The 18,609-nt window shown below is 67.0% G+C and carries 20 protein-coding genes and 1 pseudogene; 7 read left to right on the forward strand and 14 right to left on the reverse strand.

Annotated elements, in window-relative coordinates:
• The coding region (locus NX1_RS21705) for an acyl-CoA dehydrogenase C-terminal domain-containing protein (protein WP_169812268.1) at positions 1 to 408 on the forward strand (408 nt) is incomplete at its 5' end.
• Positions 409 to 463: 55 nt separating this feature from the next.
• On the opposite strand, the gene NX1_RS21710 is transcribed toward NX1_RS21705, so the two are convergent.
• On the reverse strand, positions 464 to 1,366 hold the full coding sequence (locus NX1_RS21710) for an MBL fold metallo-hydrolase (protein WP_068062562.1): 903 nt from the start codon (positions 1,364 to 1,366) through the stop codon (positions 464 to 466).
• A 158-nt stretch (positions 1,367 to 1,524) separates the two neighbouring features.
• Here NX1_RS21710 and NX1_RS21715 point away from each other — a divergent pair, with 158 nt between their 5' ends.
• The 3 genes from NX1_RS21715 to NX1_RS21725 all read left to right on the forward strand — a co-directional run bounded on the left by NX1_RS21715 (position 1,525) and on the right by NX1_RS21725 (position 4,195).
• The gene (locus NX1_RS21715; RefSeq protein ID WP_068062565.1) at positions 1,525 to 2,379 is read left to right on the forward strand and encodes a LysR family transcriptional regulator; all 855 of its coding nucleotides are present in this window, start codon (positions 1,525 to 1,527) and stop codon (positions 2,377 to 2,379) included.
• Positions 2,380 to 2,546: 167 nt separating this feature from the next.
• Positions 2,547 to 3,434 (forward strand): fumarylacetoacetate hydrolase family protein, encoded by an 888-nt coding sequence (locus NX1_RS21720; protein WP_068062568.1) that lies wholly within the window; start codon positions 2,547 to 2,549, stop codon positions 3,432 to 3,434.
• Positions 3,431 to 4,195, forward strand: coding sequence for an IclR family transcriptional regulator (locus NX1_RS21725; RefSeq protein ID WP_218024165.1), 765 nt, complete (start codon positions 3,431 to 3,433; stop codon positions 4,193 to 4,195). The genes NX1_RS21720 and NX1_RS21725 overlap by 4 nt, the downstream gene beginning before the upstream one ends.
• Positions 4,196 to 4,438: 243 nt before the next feature.
• Here the strand turns inward: NX1_RS21725 and NX1_RS36455 are convergent, their stop codons facing one another.
• Both NX1_RS36455 and NX1_RS38725 read right to left on the reverse strand, forming a co-directional pair.
• Positions 4,439 to 4,696, reverse strand: a complete 258-nt coding sequence (locus tag NX1_RS36455) for a nuclear transport factor 2 family protein (RefSeq protein WP_373864903.1) — start codon at positions 4,694 to 4,696, stop codon at positions 4,439 to 4,441.
• Positions 4,668 to 4,799, reverse strand: a pseudogene (locus tag NX1_RS38725) (nuclear transport factor 2 family protein); the annotation flags it as partial. The gene NX1_RS36455 and the pseudogene NX1_RS38725, both read right to left, overlap by 29 nt.
• 164 nt (positions 4,800 to 4,963) lie before the next feature.
• Between NX1_RS38725 and NX1_RS21735 the strand changes: the two are divergent.
• The gene (locus tag NX1_RS21735) at positions 4,964 to 5,644 is read left to right on the forward strand and encodes a class II aldolase/adducin family protein (RefSeq protein ID WP_068062574.1); all 681 of its coding nucleotides are present in this window, start codon (positions 4,964 to 4,966) and stop codon (positions 5,642 to 5,644) included.
• 39 nt (positions 5,645 to 5,683) lie between these two features.
• Here NX1_RS21735 and NX1_RS21740 read toward each other — a convergent pair whose 3' ends face one another.
• Together NX1_RS21740 and NX1_RS21745 are read right to left on the reverse strand one after the other, a co-directional pair.
• Positions 5,684 to 6,163: an SRPBCC family protein gene (locus NX1_RS21740; protein WP_068062577.1), complete on the reverse strand. Its 480-nt coding sequence runs from the start codon at positions 6,161 to 6,163 to the stop codon at positions 5,684 to 5,686.
• Positions 6,164 to 7,054: an NAD(P)-dependent oxidoreductase gene (locus NX1_RS21745; protein WP_169812269.1), complete on the reverse strand. Its 891-nt coding sequence runs from the start codon at positions 7,052 to 7,054 to the stop codon at positions 6,164 to 6,166.
• A gap of 137 nt (positions 7,055 to 7,191) precedes the next feature.
• Between NX1_RS21745 and NX1_RS21750 the strand changes: the two genes are divergently transcribed.
• Positions 7,192 to 7,935, forward strand: a complete 744-nt coding sequence (locus NX1_RS21750; protein WP_068062582.1) for a GntR family transcriptional regulator — start codon at positions 7,192 to 7,194, stop codon at positions 7,933 to 7,935.
• Positions 7,936 to 8,105: 170 nt separating this feature from the next.
• On the opposite strand, the gene NX1_RS21755 is transcribed toward NX1_RS21750, so the two are convergent.
• The 4 genes from NX1_RS21755 to NX1_RS21770 all read right to left on the reverse strand — a co-directional run bounded on the left by NX1_RS21755 (position 8,106) and on the right by NX1_RS21770 (position 12,160).
• Positions 8,106 to 9,746, reverse strand: a complete 1,641-nt coding sequence (locus NX1_RS21755; protein WP_068062585.1) for a long-chain fatty acid--CoA ligase — start codon at positions 9,744 to 9,746, stop codon at positions 8,106 to 8,108.
• A gap of 70 nt (positions 9,747 to 9,816) precedes the next feature.
• Complete coding sequence (locus tag NX1_RS21760; RefSeq protein WP_068062588.1) at positions 9,817 to 10,668, reverse strand: alpha/beta fold hydrolase; 852 nt, start codon at positions 10,666 to 10,668, stop codon at positions 9,817 to 9,819.
• A 3-nt stretch (positions 10,669 to 10,671) separates the two neighbouring features.
• Entirely contained in the window at positions 10,672 to 11,580 is a 909-nt protein-coding gene (locus NX1_RS21765) for a VOC family protein (protein ID WP_068062591.1), read from the reverse strand.
• Between the two features lie 37 nt (positions 11,581 to 11,617).
• A complete protein-coding gene (locus tag NX1_RS21770) occupies positions 11,618 to 12,160 on the reverse strand; it encodes a VOC family protein (RefSeq protein WP_068062594.1) in 543 nt (180 codons plus the stop codon).
• 169 nt (positions 12,161 to 12,329) lie between these two features.
• Here NX1_RS21770 and NX1_RS21775 point away from each other — a divergent pair, with 169 nt between their 5' ends.
• Positions 12,330 to 12,725 carry a YciI family protein gene (locus NX1_RS21775; protein ID WP_084501649.1) on the forward strand — a complete coding sequence of 132 codons (396 nt, stop codon included), beginning with the start codon at positions 12,330 to 12,332 and terminating at the stop codon, positions 12,723 to 12,725.
• Positions 12,726 to 13,052: 327 nt separating this feature from the next.
• Here NX1_RS21775 and NX1_RS21780 read toward each other — a convergent pair whose 3' ends face one another.
• The 5 genes from NX1_RS21780 to NX1_RS21800 all read right to left on the reverse strand — a co-directional run bounded on the left by NX1_RS21780 (position 13,053) and on the right by NX1_RS21800 (position 18,609).
• Entirely contained in the window at positions 13,053 to 13,496 is a 444-nt protein-coding gene (locus NX1_RS21780) for a DUF6069 family protein (RefSeq protein WP_068062597.1), read from the reverse strand.
• 154 nt (positions 13,497 to 13,650) lie between these two features.
• The gene (locus NX1_RS21785) at positions 13,651 to 15,369 is read right to left on the reverse strand and encodes a CocE/NonD family hydrolase (RefSeq protein ID WP_068062599.1); all 1,719 of its coding nucleotides are present in this window, start codon (positions 15,367 to 15,369) and stop codon (positions 13,651 to 13,653) included.
• A gap of 442 nt (positions 15,370 to 15,811) precedes the next feature.
• Positions 15,812 to 16,507, reverse strand: a complete 696-nt coding sequence (locus tag NX1_RS21790) for a TetR/AcrR family transcriptional regulator (protein ID WP_157119933.1) — start codon at positions 16,505 to 16,507, stop codon at positions 15,812 to 15,814.
• Between the two features lie 96 nt (positions 16,508 to 16,603).
• Complete coding sequence (gene dmpG, locus NX1_RS21795; protein ID WP_068062602.1) at positions 16,604 to 17,629, reverse strand: 4-hydroxy-2-oxovalerate aldolase; 1,026 nt, start codon at positions 17,627 to 17,629, stop codon at positions 16,604 to 16,606.
• On the reverse strand, positions 17,626 to 18,609 hold the full coding sequence (locus tag NX1_RS21800; RefSeq protein ID WP_068062605.1) for an acetaldehyde dehydrogenase (acetylating): 984 nt from the start codon (positions 18,607 to 18,609) through the stop codon (positions 17,626 to 17,628). Before NX1_RS21800 ends, dmpG begins: the two co-directional genes overlap by 4 nt.

The following is an 18,609-nucleotide window of genomic DNA, read 5'->3' on the forward strand; positions in this document are numbered from 1 at the left end:
ATCCGGGAGACCGCCGATTCCGACACCGGCAACGGCCGCCTCAAGGCCGAGAAGATACTGCTCGCCACCGCGCTGGAGGACGTGCAGGACATGGTGGGCAGGCTGACCGGCCACCTCGTGGCCGCACAGGAGAATCCCGCCGAGCTGTACAAGGTCGGCTTGGGCTCGGTGCGCTTGCTGCTCGCGGTCGGCGATCTGCTCATCGCGTGGCGTCTCATCGCCGCCGCCGAAATCGCCTATACCGCATTGGATTCCGGCGTGAAGGAGGCGGATCGCGCCTTCTACGAAGGCAAACTGGCGGTCGCGACCTTCTTCGCCAAGACCGCACTGCCGCAGCTGAGCGCCGACTGGGCCGTCCTGTCCGAGATCGACGCATCGATCATGGAACTCGACGAAGCGGCATTCTGAGACCGATCGCGTGCCGGTGGTCGCTCTCCGGACGACCCCGGCACGCGGCACGGCGTCATGCCACCTCCGCGGGGTGTTCCGCGCACAGGCAGCTCACGCCTCGCTCGATCCATTCGGGCAGCCGCCACTCGGGGTGTCGTTCGATCATCAGCGCTCGAACCTCTTCGGCGACAGTCTCTTCGGCCACGGCCGAGTCCCGGCGCACCCAGGTCTCGTCGCGCAGTTCGGTGAGATAGTCACGGACGTCGGCCAGCAGACGCGCGCCACCGACATCGCCGTGGCCGGGGACCACGACGCGAGGACGCTGCTCCGCCAGCCGTTTCACGACCTCGATCCACCGGATGCCGGAGACGTCGGTGTCGTGCGGCGGGAACCACGGGAAGATCGCGAATTGGCCGGCTTCGGCCAGGTCGCCGGTGAACATCACGTCCACGTCGGGGACGGTGACCACCTGGTCGCCTTTGCTGTGGGCGCGGCCGGTGGGCTGCAACAACACGGTCCGGCCGCCCAGATCGAGTTCGTAGTCACCGTCATAGATGAAGTCAGGGAGGGGGATTCGGGTGCTGTCCAGTTCGCGGGCTACCGGTTCGCCGAGCTGGGTGAACATGGCCAGATACCCCTCGCCCTTGGTGGCGAGGTCCTCGGCCTGCGCCGTGTTGACGAGGTAGGTCGCCGCTCCGGTGAAGGTGTGCGCGCCGAAAGCGTGCTCGGGGTGGAAGTGGGTCGTGGTCAAGTACAGGCGACGACCGCGGGCGTACTCCGACGCGAAGTTCAGTACCTTTTCGGCGTTGCGTGGCCCCAGACCGGTATCGACGACAAGGACCGAGTGGCTCCCGCCGATCACCCCAATGTTCGGGACGAGATCCACGTTCCGGTTCTCGATCACCACGAGGTCGCGTGCGGCCTCCTCGACGTTCGCAGTCTCGACCAGGGGGTCGGGGAACGGGTAGTCGGCCATGATGTCGGCTCCTCTGCACGGTGGGAATACGGTGCGCCGCACCGATCGGGCCGGTGGGGCGCCACGCGAATGACTCGCTGCCAGTGCATCATCGGGTTCGTCGCGCGGTCCAAGACCAGTCGTGCACCGCCGATACCGCGACGGTATCGTCGCCGGTGATGGAGCTACGAACGCTGCGCTATTTCGTGGCCGTCGCCGAGGAACTCCACTTCGGCCGGGCCGCTGCCCGCCTGCACATGAGCCAGCCGCCGTTGAGCCGGGCGATCAGGCTGTTGGAGTCCGACCTCGGTGCCGCGCTGCTGCACCGCTCCCCCGCGGGCGTGTCGCTGACCGCGGCGGGCACGGTGCTGCTCGACGAAGCCCGCCGCCTGCTCGAGCAGTCCGAGCAAATCCGTGTGCGCGTGAGCGCGGCGACCGGTACCTCGACCATCACGATCGGACTCCTGGATACCGGGACCGACCCGGACGCGTTGCGAATGGCCGCTGCCTATCGGCGGCAGCACCCAGAGGTGGAGATTCGGATTCGCGAGGCCGACCTGACCGATCCGACCTGCGGGCTGCGCGCGGGATTGGTCGACGTCGCGATGACCCGCGGGCCGTTCGACACGACCGGGCTGTCGGTGCACGTGTTACGCACCGACCCCGTCGGCGCGGTGCTGCGCGCCGACGATCTGCTGGTACGCCGTGAGCATCTGACGCTGGCCGATTTGGCCGATCGCCGCTGGTTCCGGTTCCCGGAGGGCACCGACACGATCTGGCAGTCGTACTGGAACGGCGGCGAACCTCGCGAGGGACCGGTGGTTCGTGGCGTTCAGGAATGCCGGCAGGCCGTGCTCTGGAACGGCACCGTCGGGATGACGCCGCTCGGACACGATCTGCCTGCGGATCTCGCCGTCGTCCCGCTGACGGACATGCCGCCGAGTCCCGTGGTGGCCGCCTGGAACCAAGGCGACACCAATCCCCTGATCACTTCGTTCCTCCAGGTCGCGACGGACGCTTACCGAGCTCGATAGCTTCGCGACCACATCCTTGCCGGGGCCGGAAAGCGGTCGGCGGCACGAGTCGGCGTGCCCAGGAAATTTCGCCCTCCGGAACACCCGGCCTGCCGAGCGAGCAAGCTTGACAACCATCGCGAAAGTGTGTGCACTTTAGGGAGCTCACCTATTCACAAGGGGTTTTCATGTCGCAGCGTTGGTGTCTTGTCCAGTTCGTCGAGAACAACCGAGCCGAGCCCAGCATCGGCGTGCTCGCGGACGGCAAGGTCAGCCGAGCGCCGCGGTCGCTGTCCGGTCGCACCCTCCTGGAAGTCTTCGACCGATGGGCCGAGTTCACGCCACTCCTTCGGAACCTCCAGCTCTCGGCACTCGAGGTCGCGCCGGACGCCCAGCTGGTCGCTCCCCTCACCTATCCCCGAAAAATCATCTGCGCCGGGGCGAACTACTACGGACACGCGGAGGAGATGGGCACCCAGCGCCCTGACCCCGACGGCGAGCCGTTCTTCTTCCTCAAGCCACCGACAACGACGGTGGTGGGTGCGCACGACGACGTGCGGCTGCCGGATGCCGCGGACGTGGACTGGGAAGCCGAGCTGGCCGTCGTGATCGGCAAGGGCGGCCGCGATATCGATGAGCGAACGGCCCTCGAGCACGTCGCGGGCTACACCGTCGCCAACGACCTGTCCGCGCGCGGACGGTTCCCGAGAAGGGATGCGGTCCTCCCGCCATTCGGCTGGGACTGGTTCCAGCACAAGGCATTCGACGGCTCGTGCCCCTTGGGGCCTGGAATCGTCCCCAGCTGGCAAATCGGCGACCCGCACGACCTCACACTCCGGCTCGCCGTCAACGGGGAGATCAAACAGGAGGCATCCACCGCCGACATGGTGATCACGGTGCCGCGGCTGATCGCCGCCGCGAGCCGCGTTCTGACACTCGAGCCGGGTGACGTCGTCCTGACCGGAACGCCGGCCGGGGTCGGCATGCCGCACAAGACCTTTCTGCACGTCGGCGACCTGGTCGTCACCGAGATCGACGGCATCGGCCGACTGGAGAACAGAATGGTGGCCTCATGACCACGGCGGCGATGCCGTCGCACGAGTCGGTCTCCTCGGCCGAGAACGTCCTCACGCTCCTCATCGCACTCCGCGAGCACGGCCGGTTGCGCGTGGCCGACGCCGCCGAGCTGCTGTCGGTGACGCCGCCGACCGCACACCGGCTGTTAACCACCCTCAAGCGACACGAATTCGCCGAACAGGACCGGAAACGCGCCTACCTCCCTGGACCTCGGCTGGCACAGTTGCCGTCGGGCGCCGAGCCGCCGCACGACCTGGGCGTCCTGGCCCATCCCCATCTGGCGGCGCTGGCGCGCAAGGTAGGCAACACAACTTTTCTGGTGACGTTGCAGGGCAACGGCTGCCGTTTCATCGATGGCGTGCAGAGCGACCGCGCGCTGCGAGTCGGCAGTCGCGTCGGGCTCCTGCTCCCCGCGCACACCACATCGGGTGGCAAGGTACTCCTTGCCCAGCTTCCGGACACCGAACTGGTCGCGCTCTACCCCAACCGCCATGTCCGCCTTCGTGATGGCTCGGTGCGTGATCTCGTCACGCTACGTCGCGAGCTCGGCGTCGTCCGCCGGACGGGTTATGCCCTGAGCCTCGAGGAAAACGAGCAGTGCGTGAACGCCGTCGGCGTCCCGGTCATCACCCGGTCGGGCAAGGTCGTCGCCGCGGTCGTGGTGGCGTGCCCGTCGGTGAATTCGAGCCGCAGACACCTCGTCGATCTCGTGCCCGACGCCAGGGTGACCGCGACCGCTATCGCGAATAACCTCGCCTGACAGCGGGTTTCACTCCGGTCGGCCCGGTGCCGACCGCACCGCTGGTGCGACAGCCCCCGCGAACTGTGCGAACTGCTCGGCACGTTGGGCCGTCGGCCAATCGACGAACATAGTCATCCATGGTCGTGCTCGATGAGCACGCTCGGCGGCGGAGTGGGTTTGTCCGCGCAATCCCGGAGAACCTTCGTCACCCGCCTCCACAGGGTTCTGTGCGTGCGACGCGTCCTGTCGCGTTGGGCGCGGTTATGCGAAGACCGGCGCCAAGTCGAAGAAGACCCGGTATTCGTCGATCAGGCCGCTGTCACCGACGGTCCAGATCGACGCCACCGGGATCGCGACCCTCCGGCCATCCTTACGCGTGTACGTGACGGTGAGCTCGACGATCGTGTCCGTGCCCACGACCCACTCGTTGACGATGTCGTGCCGCATCCCATCGATCGTGGCGAAGAAAGCCGGCGCAGCCCGCCTCGACCGCATCGCGGCCTTCGAGAGTGGGCACATTGCCGAAGGTGATCTTGCCGCCGGGCGCGAAAAGCTCGGCGAAGCCCCTGGCGTCGAGGGCGTCGACCGCCCGCAATGCTGTGGCGGTCAAAGCGTTGGTCATGGTGCATCCTTTCGAACAAAGTACATACACCTTGACTCTCGATAGTGATGCCGGTCACGGTGGATGCCCGCGGATTTCAGCTAGCGGAACGAGTCCTCGGCAGGCGTTACCGAATTCGCTTCCAGCGTGGTGCCACCATTCCTGGGTGCATACAGTTAGCTCTTGTGCGCTCCCCCACCACCCAGACCCTCGAAATCCAAGTTGCCGACGCCGCGCGAGCCTTGGCCGCGCTGGGGCTCGTCGACGCGTTCGGGCACGTGTCCGCCAGAGACGCCGACCACATGGTCATCACCCCTGCGGCCGATTTGGCGACCGTCACGGCTTCGAACTGCCTCCGCGTCCCGTTGACCGCCGCGGCATTGCCATCCGGGTGCCCGGCCGAGGCATGGGCCCATCTGGCGCTCTACCAGCGCTACCCAGCGACCGGAGCGATCGCGCGTGCGCAGCCCGCGGCATCACTGGCCGTCGGCATGCGCACCGACCGCTTCTCCCCGACGCATGGTCAGGCGTGCTGGCTCGGCGACTCCATTCCGGTGTATCCGTCCGCGCTGCTGGTCCGCGAGGCCGACCGAGGCCGCGGGCTCGCCGAGGCGATGGGATCGGCGGACGCGATGATTCTGCGTGGCAACGGCGCGATCACGATGGGCAGCGACCCGGCCACGGCGGTGGCCACGATGTCGGTGCTGTCGGCAGCGTGCACCGTCTGGCTCCAGATGGGGGGCGAACCCGCCGCGCCCCTGTCGGCGGAGGAGATCCGCGCTTGGCAGGCCGTCAAGCCGGAGTTGCTGCCCCGGCTGGCAGCGCACCTGCTGCGTAAAGCGGGACAGGCGGGCCCGGCTCGGTGAGCCGGGCCCGCCTGGCGGCGAAGTTCGATCGACGGGACGTCAGGTCGCGGGCACAGTGATGTGCGCTTCTCCGCGCACGACGCGACGCATGGCGCCGAGCGTGGCGCCGACGGCCGCTACGTACTGGGTCGTGGTCTCCTCGGCGTACGCCGACTCCTCGGGGGAACCGCTCTGGGCGCCATCGAGCACAAGCGCGAAGCTGAACCGGAGGAACAACTCCCCCGCCTCCTCCTCGATGTCGTTGGCGATCGTGCCGAGGACCGGACCCGACAGGCGCGTGAACACCACCCGCCGCTGAGGCTGCAGGGTCACCCGCTCCAAGTAGCGGTCACCGAACAAGTCCATCTCGCGCTCGAAAGTCTCGCTGTCGAGGCGAGCGGTGACCTCGCAGTGCGTCATGGTCGGCACGAAGGGCAGCGCGTTGTTGGCCTTCATGACCAGTCCCCGCCACACGGCGGCCCGATCGAGAGTCGGCTCGCCCGGCTCGTTGACCGGCAGGCGGTGGGTGACATAGATCATTTACTGACTCCTCTGTGTGAGAGCGTTTTCGCTGGAAATCTGGTCGTGCACGCTGGCTATATCGAGTTCGCCCCAGCCATCGGCCAAGGCTTGGTCGAACACCGCTTTGGCCGCCTCGAACACCGGCCTGCGCTCGCCGAGATCGTGCAGGTGCACCTCGATCTGGTCGAGGATCTCGTGCAACGTCGCGATGGGCCCAGGGGCGGGCAGCCATGAGCGGTGCGCCATGATGGGCCCTCGCTGGGCGAACAGCGCCGAGCCCGCGATAGACGTCTCGAGGGTGCGCTGGACCATGTCCAGGTCCAAGTTGTTGCGGCGGGCCAGCACGATCGCTTCCGCCGCCGCGACCGTATGGGTGGCCACCAGCATGGACGAGATGTACTTCAGATGGGTGCCGCTGCCGAAGTCACCGGTTCTGACCCACGGGCCCGAGATGGCGTCCAGGACATCGGCCACTCGATCGATCGCCTCCGCCGCCCCGGAGGCGAAGACGGTGGCCATACGAGACCCGACCATTCCCGGACTACCGCTGATCGGGCAGTCGAGCATGGTGGCCCCGACATGCTCGAGCTGACGCATCAGTCCGAGCTTGCTCGCGACCGGGATCGTGCTCATCTCGAGGTGGACCGCCCCGGGGCGCATCGTCGACAGCGTGCCCTCGGGCCCACAGATGACGTGCTCGACGGTCTCGGCGGTCGGCAGGATCGACACGATGACTTCGCACGAGGCGGCCAGGTCCGCCGGCGACGACGCGATGGCGCCACCGGCGGCCTCGAGCTCGGGACACTCGATGCTGCGCCGGTACCCGACGACGTCGAAGCCGCGGTCGAGCAAGTTCTCAGCGATCGGCAGGCCCATTTTGCCCAGGCCGATGACCCCGATTGTTCTCACGTTCATCACGTCCTCACGGGTTTTCGGGGCGGGAAGGGGACGGCTTCGAAGCCGCTACTCCGCAATACTGTATGCAGTTTACTGGACGGTCACGGGAAAGAGAAGGAATATGTATACACATCGCTTAGGCTTGGGCCATGAGTCGCAAAGTGCTGGTCCCGCACATCACCAAAGTGGAGCTCCCCGAGGCACGTCAGGCGATCCCGCACGTCCACGCCTATCTGCGCGAGCGGATTCTCGACGGCACGCTGCGACCTGGGACCAAGCTCTCTCAAGTTTCGCTGGCCGAGCAGCTCGGCGTCAGCCGCACGCCGTTGCGCGAGGTACTGCGGATGCTGCAAGAGGAGGGCCTGGTCCAGATCGAACCGAACCAACGCACCCGCGTCTCCGTACTCGATCCGCGTGAACTCGACGAAATCTATGCGAGCCGAGTCGTGCTCGAGTCACTGGCCGTAGGAATGACCGTGGGCAACTTCGACGCCGACGCGCGACAGCAGGCGACCGAGCAGCTGGCGGCCATGCGAGCGGCCGCGAAGGCAGGCGAGACCGAGCGCTGGTTCGTCATCCATTCGGCATTCCATCGCACGATCACCTGCGGCGCGGGCGACACCATGCAGAAGCAGTTACGTCAGCTGGCCGACCGGTGCGTCCGGTACATCCGGATCTACCAGGGTGGCGAGCCGAACAGCTGGCACAAGGCCGGTGATCGCGAGCACGCGCAGATTCTGTCCGCACTGGAGGAGGGAAACAAGGCCGTCGCCCAAGCCCGTATGGCCAGCCACTTGGCCCACACCGCCCTCAAAGTATTGAGCGACACCTCACCCGACTACCAACCGACCGCCGTGCCGTTGGCACTGGCGATGGTCGGCGTTGCGGACTGACGGCGCGGCGACATGAGCAGCGACAGTCTTCGGGATCAGGTCGAAGCCAGGCTGGCGCCATGGCACCGACAGCTCGGTGCGGACCGCGCCGCGTGACCGCGCGGCGTTTGCGGACCGACCCCATATCACCACTGCCCATGGTGAAGTGGTGACGCGGGGGTCAGCAGTGCTCAGCCGAGCGTGGTGACGTCCATATCGCCGTTGGCGTACTGGCTGCGCAGCCGCTTCTTGTCGAACTTGCCGACGCTGGTCTTGGGCACCTCGGCGATGAACGTCCAGCGTTCCGGCAACTGCCATTTCGCGAACTTGTCGGCCAGGAAGTCGCGCAGCTCCTCGGCCTTGGCCTCGGCGCCCTCGGCGAGCACCACAGCCACCAGCGGGCGCTCGTCCCACTTCTCGTCGGGCACACCGATGACGGCGGCCTCGGCGACGGACGGGTGGCCGATCACGGCATTCTCCAGATCAACCGACGAAATCCATTCGCCGCCGGACTTGATGACGTCCTTGGAGCGGTCGACCAGGGTGAGGTAGCCGTTCGGGCTGATCTTGCCGACGTCGCCGGTGCGCAGCCAGCCGTCGTCGAACTTGTCCGGGTCGATGACCCCGCCGTCCGGCGAGTAGTAGGAGCCGGTGATCCACGGACCGCGGACTTCCAACTCCCCCAGCGACACACCGTCGTTGGCCACAACACCGCCCTCGTCCGCGACCAGACGGGCCTGCACACCGGCGGGGAAGCGCCCCTGCGTCACCCGGTAGGCCCACTTGTCCTCCTCGGTGACCGCGGTCGCGGGCGGATGCGCGACGCTACCGAGCGGCGAGGTCTCCGTCATGCCCCACGCGTGCAGCACCCGCACGCCGTGCTCGTCCTCGAAGGTGCGCATCATCGAGGGCGGAACCGCCGAACCGCCTACCACGACCGCGCGCAGATGCGTGATGTCCTGCGGATGCGCCGCCAGCCCCGCCAGCACGCCACCCCAGATCGTCGGCACCGCGGCGGCGAAGGTCGGCTGCCGCGCGGCCATGCACTCGAGCAGCGGACCCGGCTGCAGGAACCGGTCGGGCATCAGCAGATTCGAGCCGGACATCAACGCCGCGTACGGAAGCCCCCAGGCATTCGCATGGAACAGCGGCACGACGGCCAGGATGGTGTCGGTTTCGAACAGACCCATCCCGTTGTTCGCGCCGACCTGCATGGCGTGCAGCCAGTTGGAGCGGTGCGAGTACACCACGCCCTTCGGGTCGCCGGTGGTGCCGGAGGTGTAACACATTGCCGCGGCGGAGCGTTCGTCGATCACCGGGAAGTCGAAGGTGTCGGGCTGGGCGGCGAGCAGCTCGGTGTAGGAGTGCACCTGCACGCCCTCGGGGGCCTGCAGCGTGGACGCGTCACCGTTGGCGACGATGACGTGGCGCACCGTCTTCAGGTTCGGCAGGTACTGGGCGAACATCGGCACCAGGCTGCCGTCGACGATGACGACCTGGTCCTCGGCGTGGTTGGCCACGTAGACCAGCTGCTCGGGGAACAGGCGAATGTTGAGCGCGTGCAGCACCGCGCCCATGGCGGGCACCGCGATGTAGGCGACCATGTGCTCGTTGTTGTTCCACATGAAGGTGCCGACCCGGTCGCCGACGCCGATGCCGAACCCGCGCAGCGCGTTCGCCAGTCGAGCCGCCTCGGCGCCCATCTCGCGGTAGGTCATGGTCCGCACACCGGAGCCGGTCCAGGTGGACACGGTGGAATCGCCGGTGAACGTCGAGGCGTAGCGCAGCAACGTGGCCAACGACAGCGGCTCGTCCTGCATGGTGCTGAACATCGGAACTTCTCTTTCTTCCAGTGACATGCCGTCGAATTCGCCGCGGCGGCGGGCGCGCGGCTCGGCCAGGTCAGGCCTCGGACAGGAACGGTTCCACCACGCCGAGGAACTCGGCGGTCTTCTCGATCATGGTCCAGTGGCCGCAATTGCCCAGCACGTGCAGCCGGACGTCCGGCAGGAGTTCCAGCAACGCCCCCGACGATTCCTGCCACGGCACGACCCGGTCGTCGCGCCCGTGGATCATGAGGGTCGGCTGCGCCACCCCGGTCAGCTCTGCACCGGACAGGGCCAGGTCGTCGACCCAGCGTTGGCGCGGTTCGGGAAACATCGCTTCCCAGGATTTCGCGACCGCGGGCTCGGCGCTTGCCCCATAACGCATTTCGACCAGCTGGTCGGTGATCAGCCCGCGATCGTAGGCGAACAGCCCGATGATCTCGCGCATGTTCGCCATCCCCGGCCGATAGCTCCAGACCTTGTCGAGCCCTTGCGGGAGCGCCATCGCGACACCCATCGAGCCCATGAGGACGAGGCGGCGAACGGCCCGGGGGCGCTCGGCCGCGAGCGAAAGAGCGATCGCCCCGCCCATCGAGTTGCCGATGATGTCGAAGGTTTCGATGCCGAGTTCGTCCATCAGCGCGAGCGCGTGCCGGGTCCACGCCTGACGTCCCCACGTTCGCGGCTCTCCGGCGGCTGTGCCACCGAAGCCCAGCTGGTCGGGGGCGATGACACGCCGGGTCCGCGACAGGGACGGCAGCACAGGACGCCAGTTGGCCGCGGCGCTGACACCGGGACCGGATCCGTGCAGGAGCAGCAGCGGCGGCTGCGCGCTCTCGCCGCTGGGCTGCCCGGTGTCGATGACGGCGGTGGGCACCCCATCGACCTCACGGATCGATGCGGTCAGCTGATCGCTGGTGACGGTCACTTGCTAGCTCCTCGTTGGGGTGGAAGGGATTTCGGTCCTCGGGGCCGGACGCTGCGTCGAGACCCGCGCGACCGGGCCGAGCCACATATCGATCGAGCCCGGTTCGTCCGGATCGAACGTTCGCGGTCGCCAGGCCGCGTCATCCTCTATGCGCCGCACCCCGTACGAGTACTCGTAGGTGAAACCCTCGGGGCCGAGAAAGTAGAGGAACACCGCTGTCGACTGCGGGTGGCGACCAGGACCCATTTCGATCCGGACATCGTGCTCTTGCAGGAAGTGCCAGGAACGGAACACGTCGTCGATGGACTCGACCTGAAAGTTCATGTGGCACAGACCAGCGCTCTCCCCCTGGAATACGGCGAGCTTGTGGTGCACGGGATCGATCCGCATCAGGCACGCGGCGTCGCCGATCCAATCCGATACGCGGGCGTTGAAATGCCCGTTCCAGAACCGGTAGGCCTCGTGCACATCCGGGGCGTCGAGGCAGAGATGCCCGAACTCCGTGATACCGGCAGGTCGCGTGAAAGCGACCGGGCGGGTGATCGTCTCCTGCTGACTGACCAGCTCGATGCGATTGCCGAAGGGGTCGTCGAAGCCGATGAACTCGGCCACGCGCCTCGATCGAGCCTCTTGCTTCGACCCACGCCGCACCGCGAAACCTGCCCGCTCCAGATCGGTTTCGGCCGCCTCGAGCGCAGCCGAGTCGGCGACGGTGAACCCCGAGGCCAGGACCCCCGACACCCCCTCGACCAGAGCGAGACAGTGGTGGCGGGCGTCGGCGCGAAGATGCGCGACGCCCGGTTCGGTCTCACCGGCGAGCTCGAGACCGACGATGCGAGTCGCGAAGTCGACGGCGGTCCTGAGATCGGCGACTCCCGACCGCACGTAGGCGATGTCGGTCAGCGTGATCATGGGTTTCCTCTCCTGTGGAACCGTGCCGAACAGGCTGTCAGGAGTCGATCGCGTCCGGGATGAGGTTCTTCACCAGCCCCGGCTGCAGATAGCCGGTCTCCCCGTACCGAGCGACCAGCGCCGCGTTGTCGGCCAGCAGTTTCTCGATCGGTTCGGTGAGGTCGATCGCCGCCAGGAATGGCTGGCGGGCGGGCAGCCCGGTCTGCCAATACACCTCGCATCGGTTGCCCTCGGGATCGAAGAAGTAGATGCCGAACGCGTTGCCGTGCGTCACGATCATGTCGAAGTCGACATCGTGCTCGATGAACCTGCGGTGGAACTCGATCAGTTCGGTCAGATGGTTGACCCGGAACGAGACTTGCTGAATCAGTTTGGTGTTCTCGTCGGCGCGCGCGACGGTCCGGCCTTCGACGAGCTGGAACTCGTGGTGCTCGAATTCCGGTCTGGCGCTGAAGAACCGCATGCCGAGATTCAGATCTTCGTCGGTGACGGTCAATCCGAGAACATCGCGGTAGAAAGCGGTACTGGTCTCCAGGTCATTGCAAAAGACTCCGAAATGACCGAGTTCAGCGATCGGCATGGTGAACCTTCCTTTCGATTGATGGTGGCCGGGTCATGGGGGTGGTCGATGAATTGCGCCTCGAAGGGCTCGACCGAGGAGTCCGCATAGGGCGTCGCTCCGGTTCGCTACTTCCGACGGTAATGTGTATGCACTTTCGCGTCAAGCTCAAATTGCATACAGTTCTGGGATGAATTCCATGCCTCCCGTTACCGAGCACGACGCTCCAGATCTCTCGCGGCTCCTGGGCCGGGACTACTGGATGGCCATCTCGACCCCGGTGGACGGGACGACCGCCGAGGACATCGCCGCCCTCGTCCCGGCGCATATCGCCTGGCTGCTCGGCCTCGAGGAACGTCATCTCGTCTTCCTGTCCGGCCCGCTCGTCAGCGGTCCCGGCGTCGGCCCTGGATCGGGCGTCACGGTGTTACGCGCCGCCGACGAGGCCGAGGCAACGGCCATTGCCTCGGCGGATCCCTTCGTCACGGCCGGTCTGCGAACCTTCGTCGTTCATCGGTGGCGCCTCAACGAGGGCAGCGTCTCGGTGCGCCTGTCACTCGGTCACGGCACCTACGAATGGCAGTGAGACGGTGTCGCGCATGATCGACGGGAGGCTCGGCGCGGCGGCATCGGTCGCGTTCGCTCATCGCCAGAGCCGCTGACAAGGCATGGGCTGCAACGCTTTCCGCATATCCTGATCGATTCGAATTGTGGCCCGTCCCATTTCGTACATTGCCTTCGCGAAAGTGTGCGCTGCTACGGAGTCGGCCTGGTAGTGCATCGGCGGCCAACCCGGGAATTGGACTGTGACATGGCATTGCGTCGCATTGCCTCGGTCGTACGGTGCGGTCACGTGCGGACCTCTGATGGCAGCTCGGGCATCGGAGAGTGGATCGCACTTCCAACGGCGCTATCACTTGTCGGTGTGCTGCCGCGTTCCGGACCGATCGCCGCTTCCGTAAGCCAGGAGCGGAACGACTACGGCGGCGACTGCCAAGTGCATCAGGGCCAGCGTGGCTTTGGTACTGCCGGATGCCTGGACGTACGCCATGGGCGCAAGCGACACCAGCAACACGGTGAGGGTCAGTCGGGTCCAGATGGTCGCGGCCCGATCGGCGAACCGGTTCAGCCACTTCCGCGTCACCGAGGCGAGCAGGGAGACGACCAGCGTGCTGCCGACGACCTGAGGCAAGCCGACGACCTGGGGAGGCTGTCCATTGCGGGCATCGACGAGAAGTTCGACGCCGAGACCGTGGGCCGCGACCCACAGCAGGGCCGTGGCCAAGACGGCGCCGCCGACCGCGTACGCGTAGCGGAGGAGGGTGGGGCTGGCCTGGTTGGTGGATGTAGTGGTCATCAGGGGACTCCATTCAGAGATTGGGACGGTCTTGCCCGGGTGCGGGCGCCGCAGGAAACAGGGGTAAGCCGCGCCGGTTTCCGGCCAGGGGCTCAGCGAGAAGGTGATCGAGACGAGCGGACCGCCGAGCGACCGCGGCCGCAGGGCACCGCGTTCATTCGCCGTCCAGGATCGGAAGAAGCAGGCGCGAGCTGGAGTGCACCGTGTTGACGCCCGCTGTGCCGACGGGGGCGTGACTGAACAGCAGCATGGGCTGGAAGTCCTTGCGATTGTCGTCGCTGGTGAGGATCAGCCGGATGCGGTGCCCGCGCCTGAACCGGCGGGCATTGGCGACCAACGGAATTCGGTAGTCGACCGGCTCGCCAGGAGGTACAGGAAGCGGCGCCCGCATCGGGAGGACGGGCCGCCCCGTCTCGCTCGCCTCCTCGTCGACTCGGCGCATGCCTGCGCGCAGCCAGCCCTGGGTGATGTCGACGGCCGTGCCGTCGGGGCCGACGTCTTGCAGGAGCAGGATCCATGCCGTGTCGGTCGCGCTGCTGGTCGCGATGAGCCGTAGTTCGGGGTGACCGACCATGTCGATGTCGTCGGGAAGCGGATCGCTGGTCCAAATGAGCTGTCGCGGCATCGAATTCGCGCCGTCTGTGGCGTAGCTGCGCTCGCCCGGTCGCTCGACGGTCGTCAGGGAGCCGTCGGCGCTCAGGACGAGGGCTGTGTGCGTGGCCGGCGGGGGCCAGGAGTCGGCGGTGCGCCACTGTTCGGCCCCCGGCAACCAGTAGCGGATGGCAGGACCTTCGAGAATGCCGGTGTCCCGTCCCTTGAGCCAGTGGTCGAACCAGGCGAGCGCCTCGATGTGCATGCTTTCCCACGGCCAGGGCAGGCTGTGTTCCCCGAGCATGGCCATGCGCACGTGCGGGTTGCCTGCCAGGGCGTCCGCGGCTTTGAAGAGACCGGGCAGGTGGAGGGGGACGTTGGACCACTCGCCGCCGAGGTAGACGGGTATGTCGACATCGGCGAGAAGATCGGTCAAATCACGGTCGTCCCACCAGGCATCCCGGGTGGGGTGATCGATGGCTATTGCCTCGAGCAAGCCGTTCCATGGTTGGGGGTCGTGGCGGAAGCGGCTGACCAGCCGCAGGCCGCGGTTCGCCTGGACGCCGTCGATCTTGTCGAACCGCCGGTGGACGGCCGGGATGGCGAGGAACCGGCGCAGCAGACGAGACAGGCCCCTGCGGTAGAGGCGGTCGCCGTGCGCGGACAGGACCGCCAGCGAATGGATCCAGGGGGTGATGAAGGACTCGCTGAACAGACCGTTGTGGTAGGCGGCTTCCCAGACCTGGACAGTGACGTTGAAAGGGAACAGGGCTTTGAGGTGTGGCGGGCGCTGTGTGGCTGCCGCCAACTGAGTCATGGCGTAGTAACTGATCCCGATCATGCCGACGTTCCCGTCGCACCATGGCTGCGCGGCGGTCCACTCGACCAAGTCGAACAGGTCCTTGCGCTCCTTCTCGTCGAAGAAGGTGTAGTCGCCGCCCGAGCCGACCGTCCCGCGGAGGTTGGCGATGACATGGGCGTAGCCGCGCGGTACCCAGAAGTCGCTGGCCCCGGCCTCGATGACGGCCGCGGGGGCGCCGAGGTCCTGGAGCTGACGAGGGTAAGGGGCCGCGGCGATGAGTGCCGGGAACCTGCCCTCCGCGTCGGGCCGATGAACGTCGGCCAGGAGCTGGATGCCGTCGCGGACCGGGACGGGCACATCGTCCTGGCGGGTCGTCCCGTAGAGGGCAGCGGACAGATTGCGGTACTGACGACCGGTCGTCTGCGGTCCGTTGAGCCGGCGCTGACCGGGCTCCACTCCAGCGGCCTTGAATCGGGCCATGTAACTCTCATTTCCACGTGTACGGAAATTAACTGGCCTCACGGTACGCGCACCGACTCGCGGCGAGCAAGGGTAATTTCTATTGTCCGTGAAAATACGTTGTTCCGGTGGGCGTCGCCCGGGCGGTCGCTGGCTACCGGACGGTCGCCAGAAGTTCGCCGACACAGGGTCCACGTTCGGCTCGGCGGTACAGCGGGAGCCTTGGGACGGAGCCTCGTCCAGCGGCACGCTTTCGCCGCAGTCGCGTGGGGGTACGAACCGGACGCGTTTGCCACGCGGAAGCCCGACGTCCGAGAGCGGGGAGGCGCTTGGCGATCAGGTCGCGCAAGCCCGGGCGGCCAACTGCGATTCATCGGAGGGGGCGGCAGGCTTTGGAGACGAGCGGCCTGCGCTGGAGGACGGGGCTGGCGGGCACCGTCCGCGCTGGCCAGTTCCCTTCCCGTCAGGCGTTGCCCGCGATATCCCCGCCCAGGGGACCCGTGAGGTAGTGCTGCACAGTCGGCGCGACCAGTCGAATGACCTGCTCCGAGGGAATATCGGCGATGCGGTCGAGCGCCCAGACATAACGCGTCATCGCCAGACCCACGATCTGCGTGGAGACCAGGTCCGCGCGCAACTCGGCCTCGTCGCTGGGCAGGCTCGCCGACACGACCTGCAGTACGAGCGCGGAGAAGACGGCGCGGAGGCGCTCCATGGCGAAGGGCTCGTGACTTGCCGCGAGGACGATCGAGCGCAGGACCTCCGCGGTGGCCGGGTCGTCCCACATGCGCAGCGCCGCCTCGACGAAGGCTCGCCCGCGCTCCTCCAGCGGCGCCCGGGCGGCCTCGGCGATGCCAGCACCGAAGGCCTCCGGCGGCTCGAGCGCCGCCTTCAGAAGTCCCGGCTTGTTGGAGAAGTAGTAGTTCACCAGCGTGGGATCCACATCGGCGGCCTGAGCCACCGACCGCAACGAGGTCCCGTTGTAACCCCGCTCGGCGAAGGACTTTCGCGCCACCGTCAGGATGCGGTCCGCCTGCGCGCCGCGTTCCCCCCGCGGACCCCTTCCGGCTCGTGCCACTATGTCCCCCTCTTGCCCGTTCCACGAACGTGCGTGATCGCCGCTGATGCCGTTCAGTACCTGCTGAACATATTTCAGCATAGCGTGAAATTGCAACCAGCCGGGAAAGCCCAGCACGGCAGGACCGCCGTCAGCAGATCAGCTCGGCTTCTTCGACAGGCCCGCCGCTGCCCTCCGTCAGGCATTCGCCCCATCGAAAGCCGCGAGCAAGTCCAGGGCTATGTCGACGATGAGATCCTCTTGACCGCCGACCAGCCCGCGGCGTCCCACCTCGAGCAGGATCGTGCGCACGTCGATGCCGTACCGCTGCGCCGCCGTTTCGGCATGGCGCAGGAAGGACGAGTAGACCCCGGCGTACCCGAGCGTGAGGGTTTCGCGGTCCACGCGCACCGGGCGATCCTGCAGCGGCCGCACCAGGTCGTCGGCGGCGTCTTGCAGGGCGAACAGATCGCAGTTGTGCTTCCAGCCGGAGAGGTCGGCGACGGCGACGAAAGGTTCGATCGGGCAGTTTCCCGCCCCCGCGCCGTGTCCGGCGAGCGAGGCGTCGACCCGGGTGACGCCTTCTTCGACCGCCGCCACGGAATTGGCCACCGACAGCGAGAGGTTCTCGTGCGCGTGGATGCCGATCTCGGTGCCCGGGTCGAGCGCGTCGCGGTAGGCGCGGACCCGGTCGCGGACACCGTTCATGGTCAACCGGCCGCCGGAATCGGTGACGTAAACGCACTGCGCCCCATACGATTCCATCAGTTTGGCTTGTTCGGCGAGGCGAGCCGGTTCGGCCATGTGCGACATCATCAGGAATCCGGAGACGTCCATGCCGAGTTCCCGCGCGGTGGCGATGTGCTGGGCCGACACATCCGCCTCGGTGCAATGGGTGGCCACCCGCACCGATCGGACGCCGAGCCGGTAGGCGTGCCTCAGTTCTGCGATGGTGCCGATGCCGGGCAACAGCAGTGTGGTCAGGCGAGCGTTCGTGAGATTGGCGGCGGCGGCCTCGATCCATTCCCAGTCGGTGTTGCTGCCCGGCCCGTAGTTCAAGCTGCCTCCGGCGAGACCGTCGCCGTGGGCGACCTCGATGCCGTCGACACCCGCCGCGTCGAGCGCGGCCACGATCCGCCCGACGTCGTCGGGCGTGATGCGATGGCGCACCGCGTGCATGCCGTCGCGGAGTGTGACGTCCTGGATGAACAGCTGGGTGGTCATCGGAGCGCTTCCTGTCCTGCCGGCGCGGCGGCGATCGTGTCGGCGATGGATTCGGCGTAGCGCACCGCCGCCGAGGTCATGATGTCGAGATTGCCCGCGTAGGCCGGGAGATAGTGGGCGGCTCCTTCTACTTCGAGGAAGACCGTCACCTGATGGGTGGGCGCGGCCGCGGTGTCCGCGCCGAGCAGGGTGCGCACCGGTTGATCCTGCGGAACAGGGCTGATCTGAACTCGTTGCTTGAGGCGGTAACCGGGCACGTAGGTGGCCACCTGCGCGACCATCTGTTCCACCGATTCGCGAATCGCCTGGTGCGTGCCGGAATCGGGCGCTGTGATCAGGCACAGCACGGTATCGCGCATGATCAGCGGCGGGTCAGCGGGATTGAGGATGATGATGGCCTTGCCGCGCTGAGCTCCGCCGACCGTTTCGATCGCGTGCGCGGTGGTCTCGGTGAACTCGTCGATGTTCGCGCGGGTACCGGGCCCGGCGGATTTCGACGCGATGGAAGCGACGATCTCGGCGTAGGCGACCGGCACGACCCGAGAGATCGCCGCGACGATCGGGATGGTCGCCTGCCCGCCGCAAGTGACCATGTTGACGTTGCGGGAGTCGCGATGTTCGTCCAGGTTCACCGCCGGCACCACGAACGGGCCCAGCGCGGCAGGCGTCAGGTCGATCAGGTATTTGCCCAGCGGTTCGAGCACCGCCGCGTGGGCGGCGTGGGCCTTGGCGGAGGTCGCGTCGAACACCACATCGATCTCGTCGAAGTTCGGCAGCTTCAGCAGGCCCTCGACACCGTCGGCCGTGGTCGGGACTCCGAGTCGTCGCGCGCGGGCGAGGCCGTCGGAGTCGGGGTCGATGCCGACCATCGCCCCCATCTTCAGGACGTTCGAGTGCCGGATCACCTTGATCATCAGGTCGGTGCCGATATTGCCTGACCCGATCACCGCGACTGCGATCTTCGCGGGGTTGTCGTTCAT

Source organism: Nocardia xishanensis NBRC 101358, assembly GCF_001613365.1.
In the GTDB taxonomy this organism is placed as follows: domain Bacteria; phylum Actinomycetota; class Actinomycetes; order Mycobacteriales; family Mycobacteriaceae; genus Nocardia; species Nocardia xishanensis.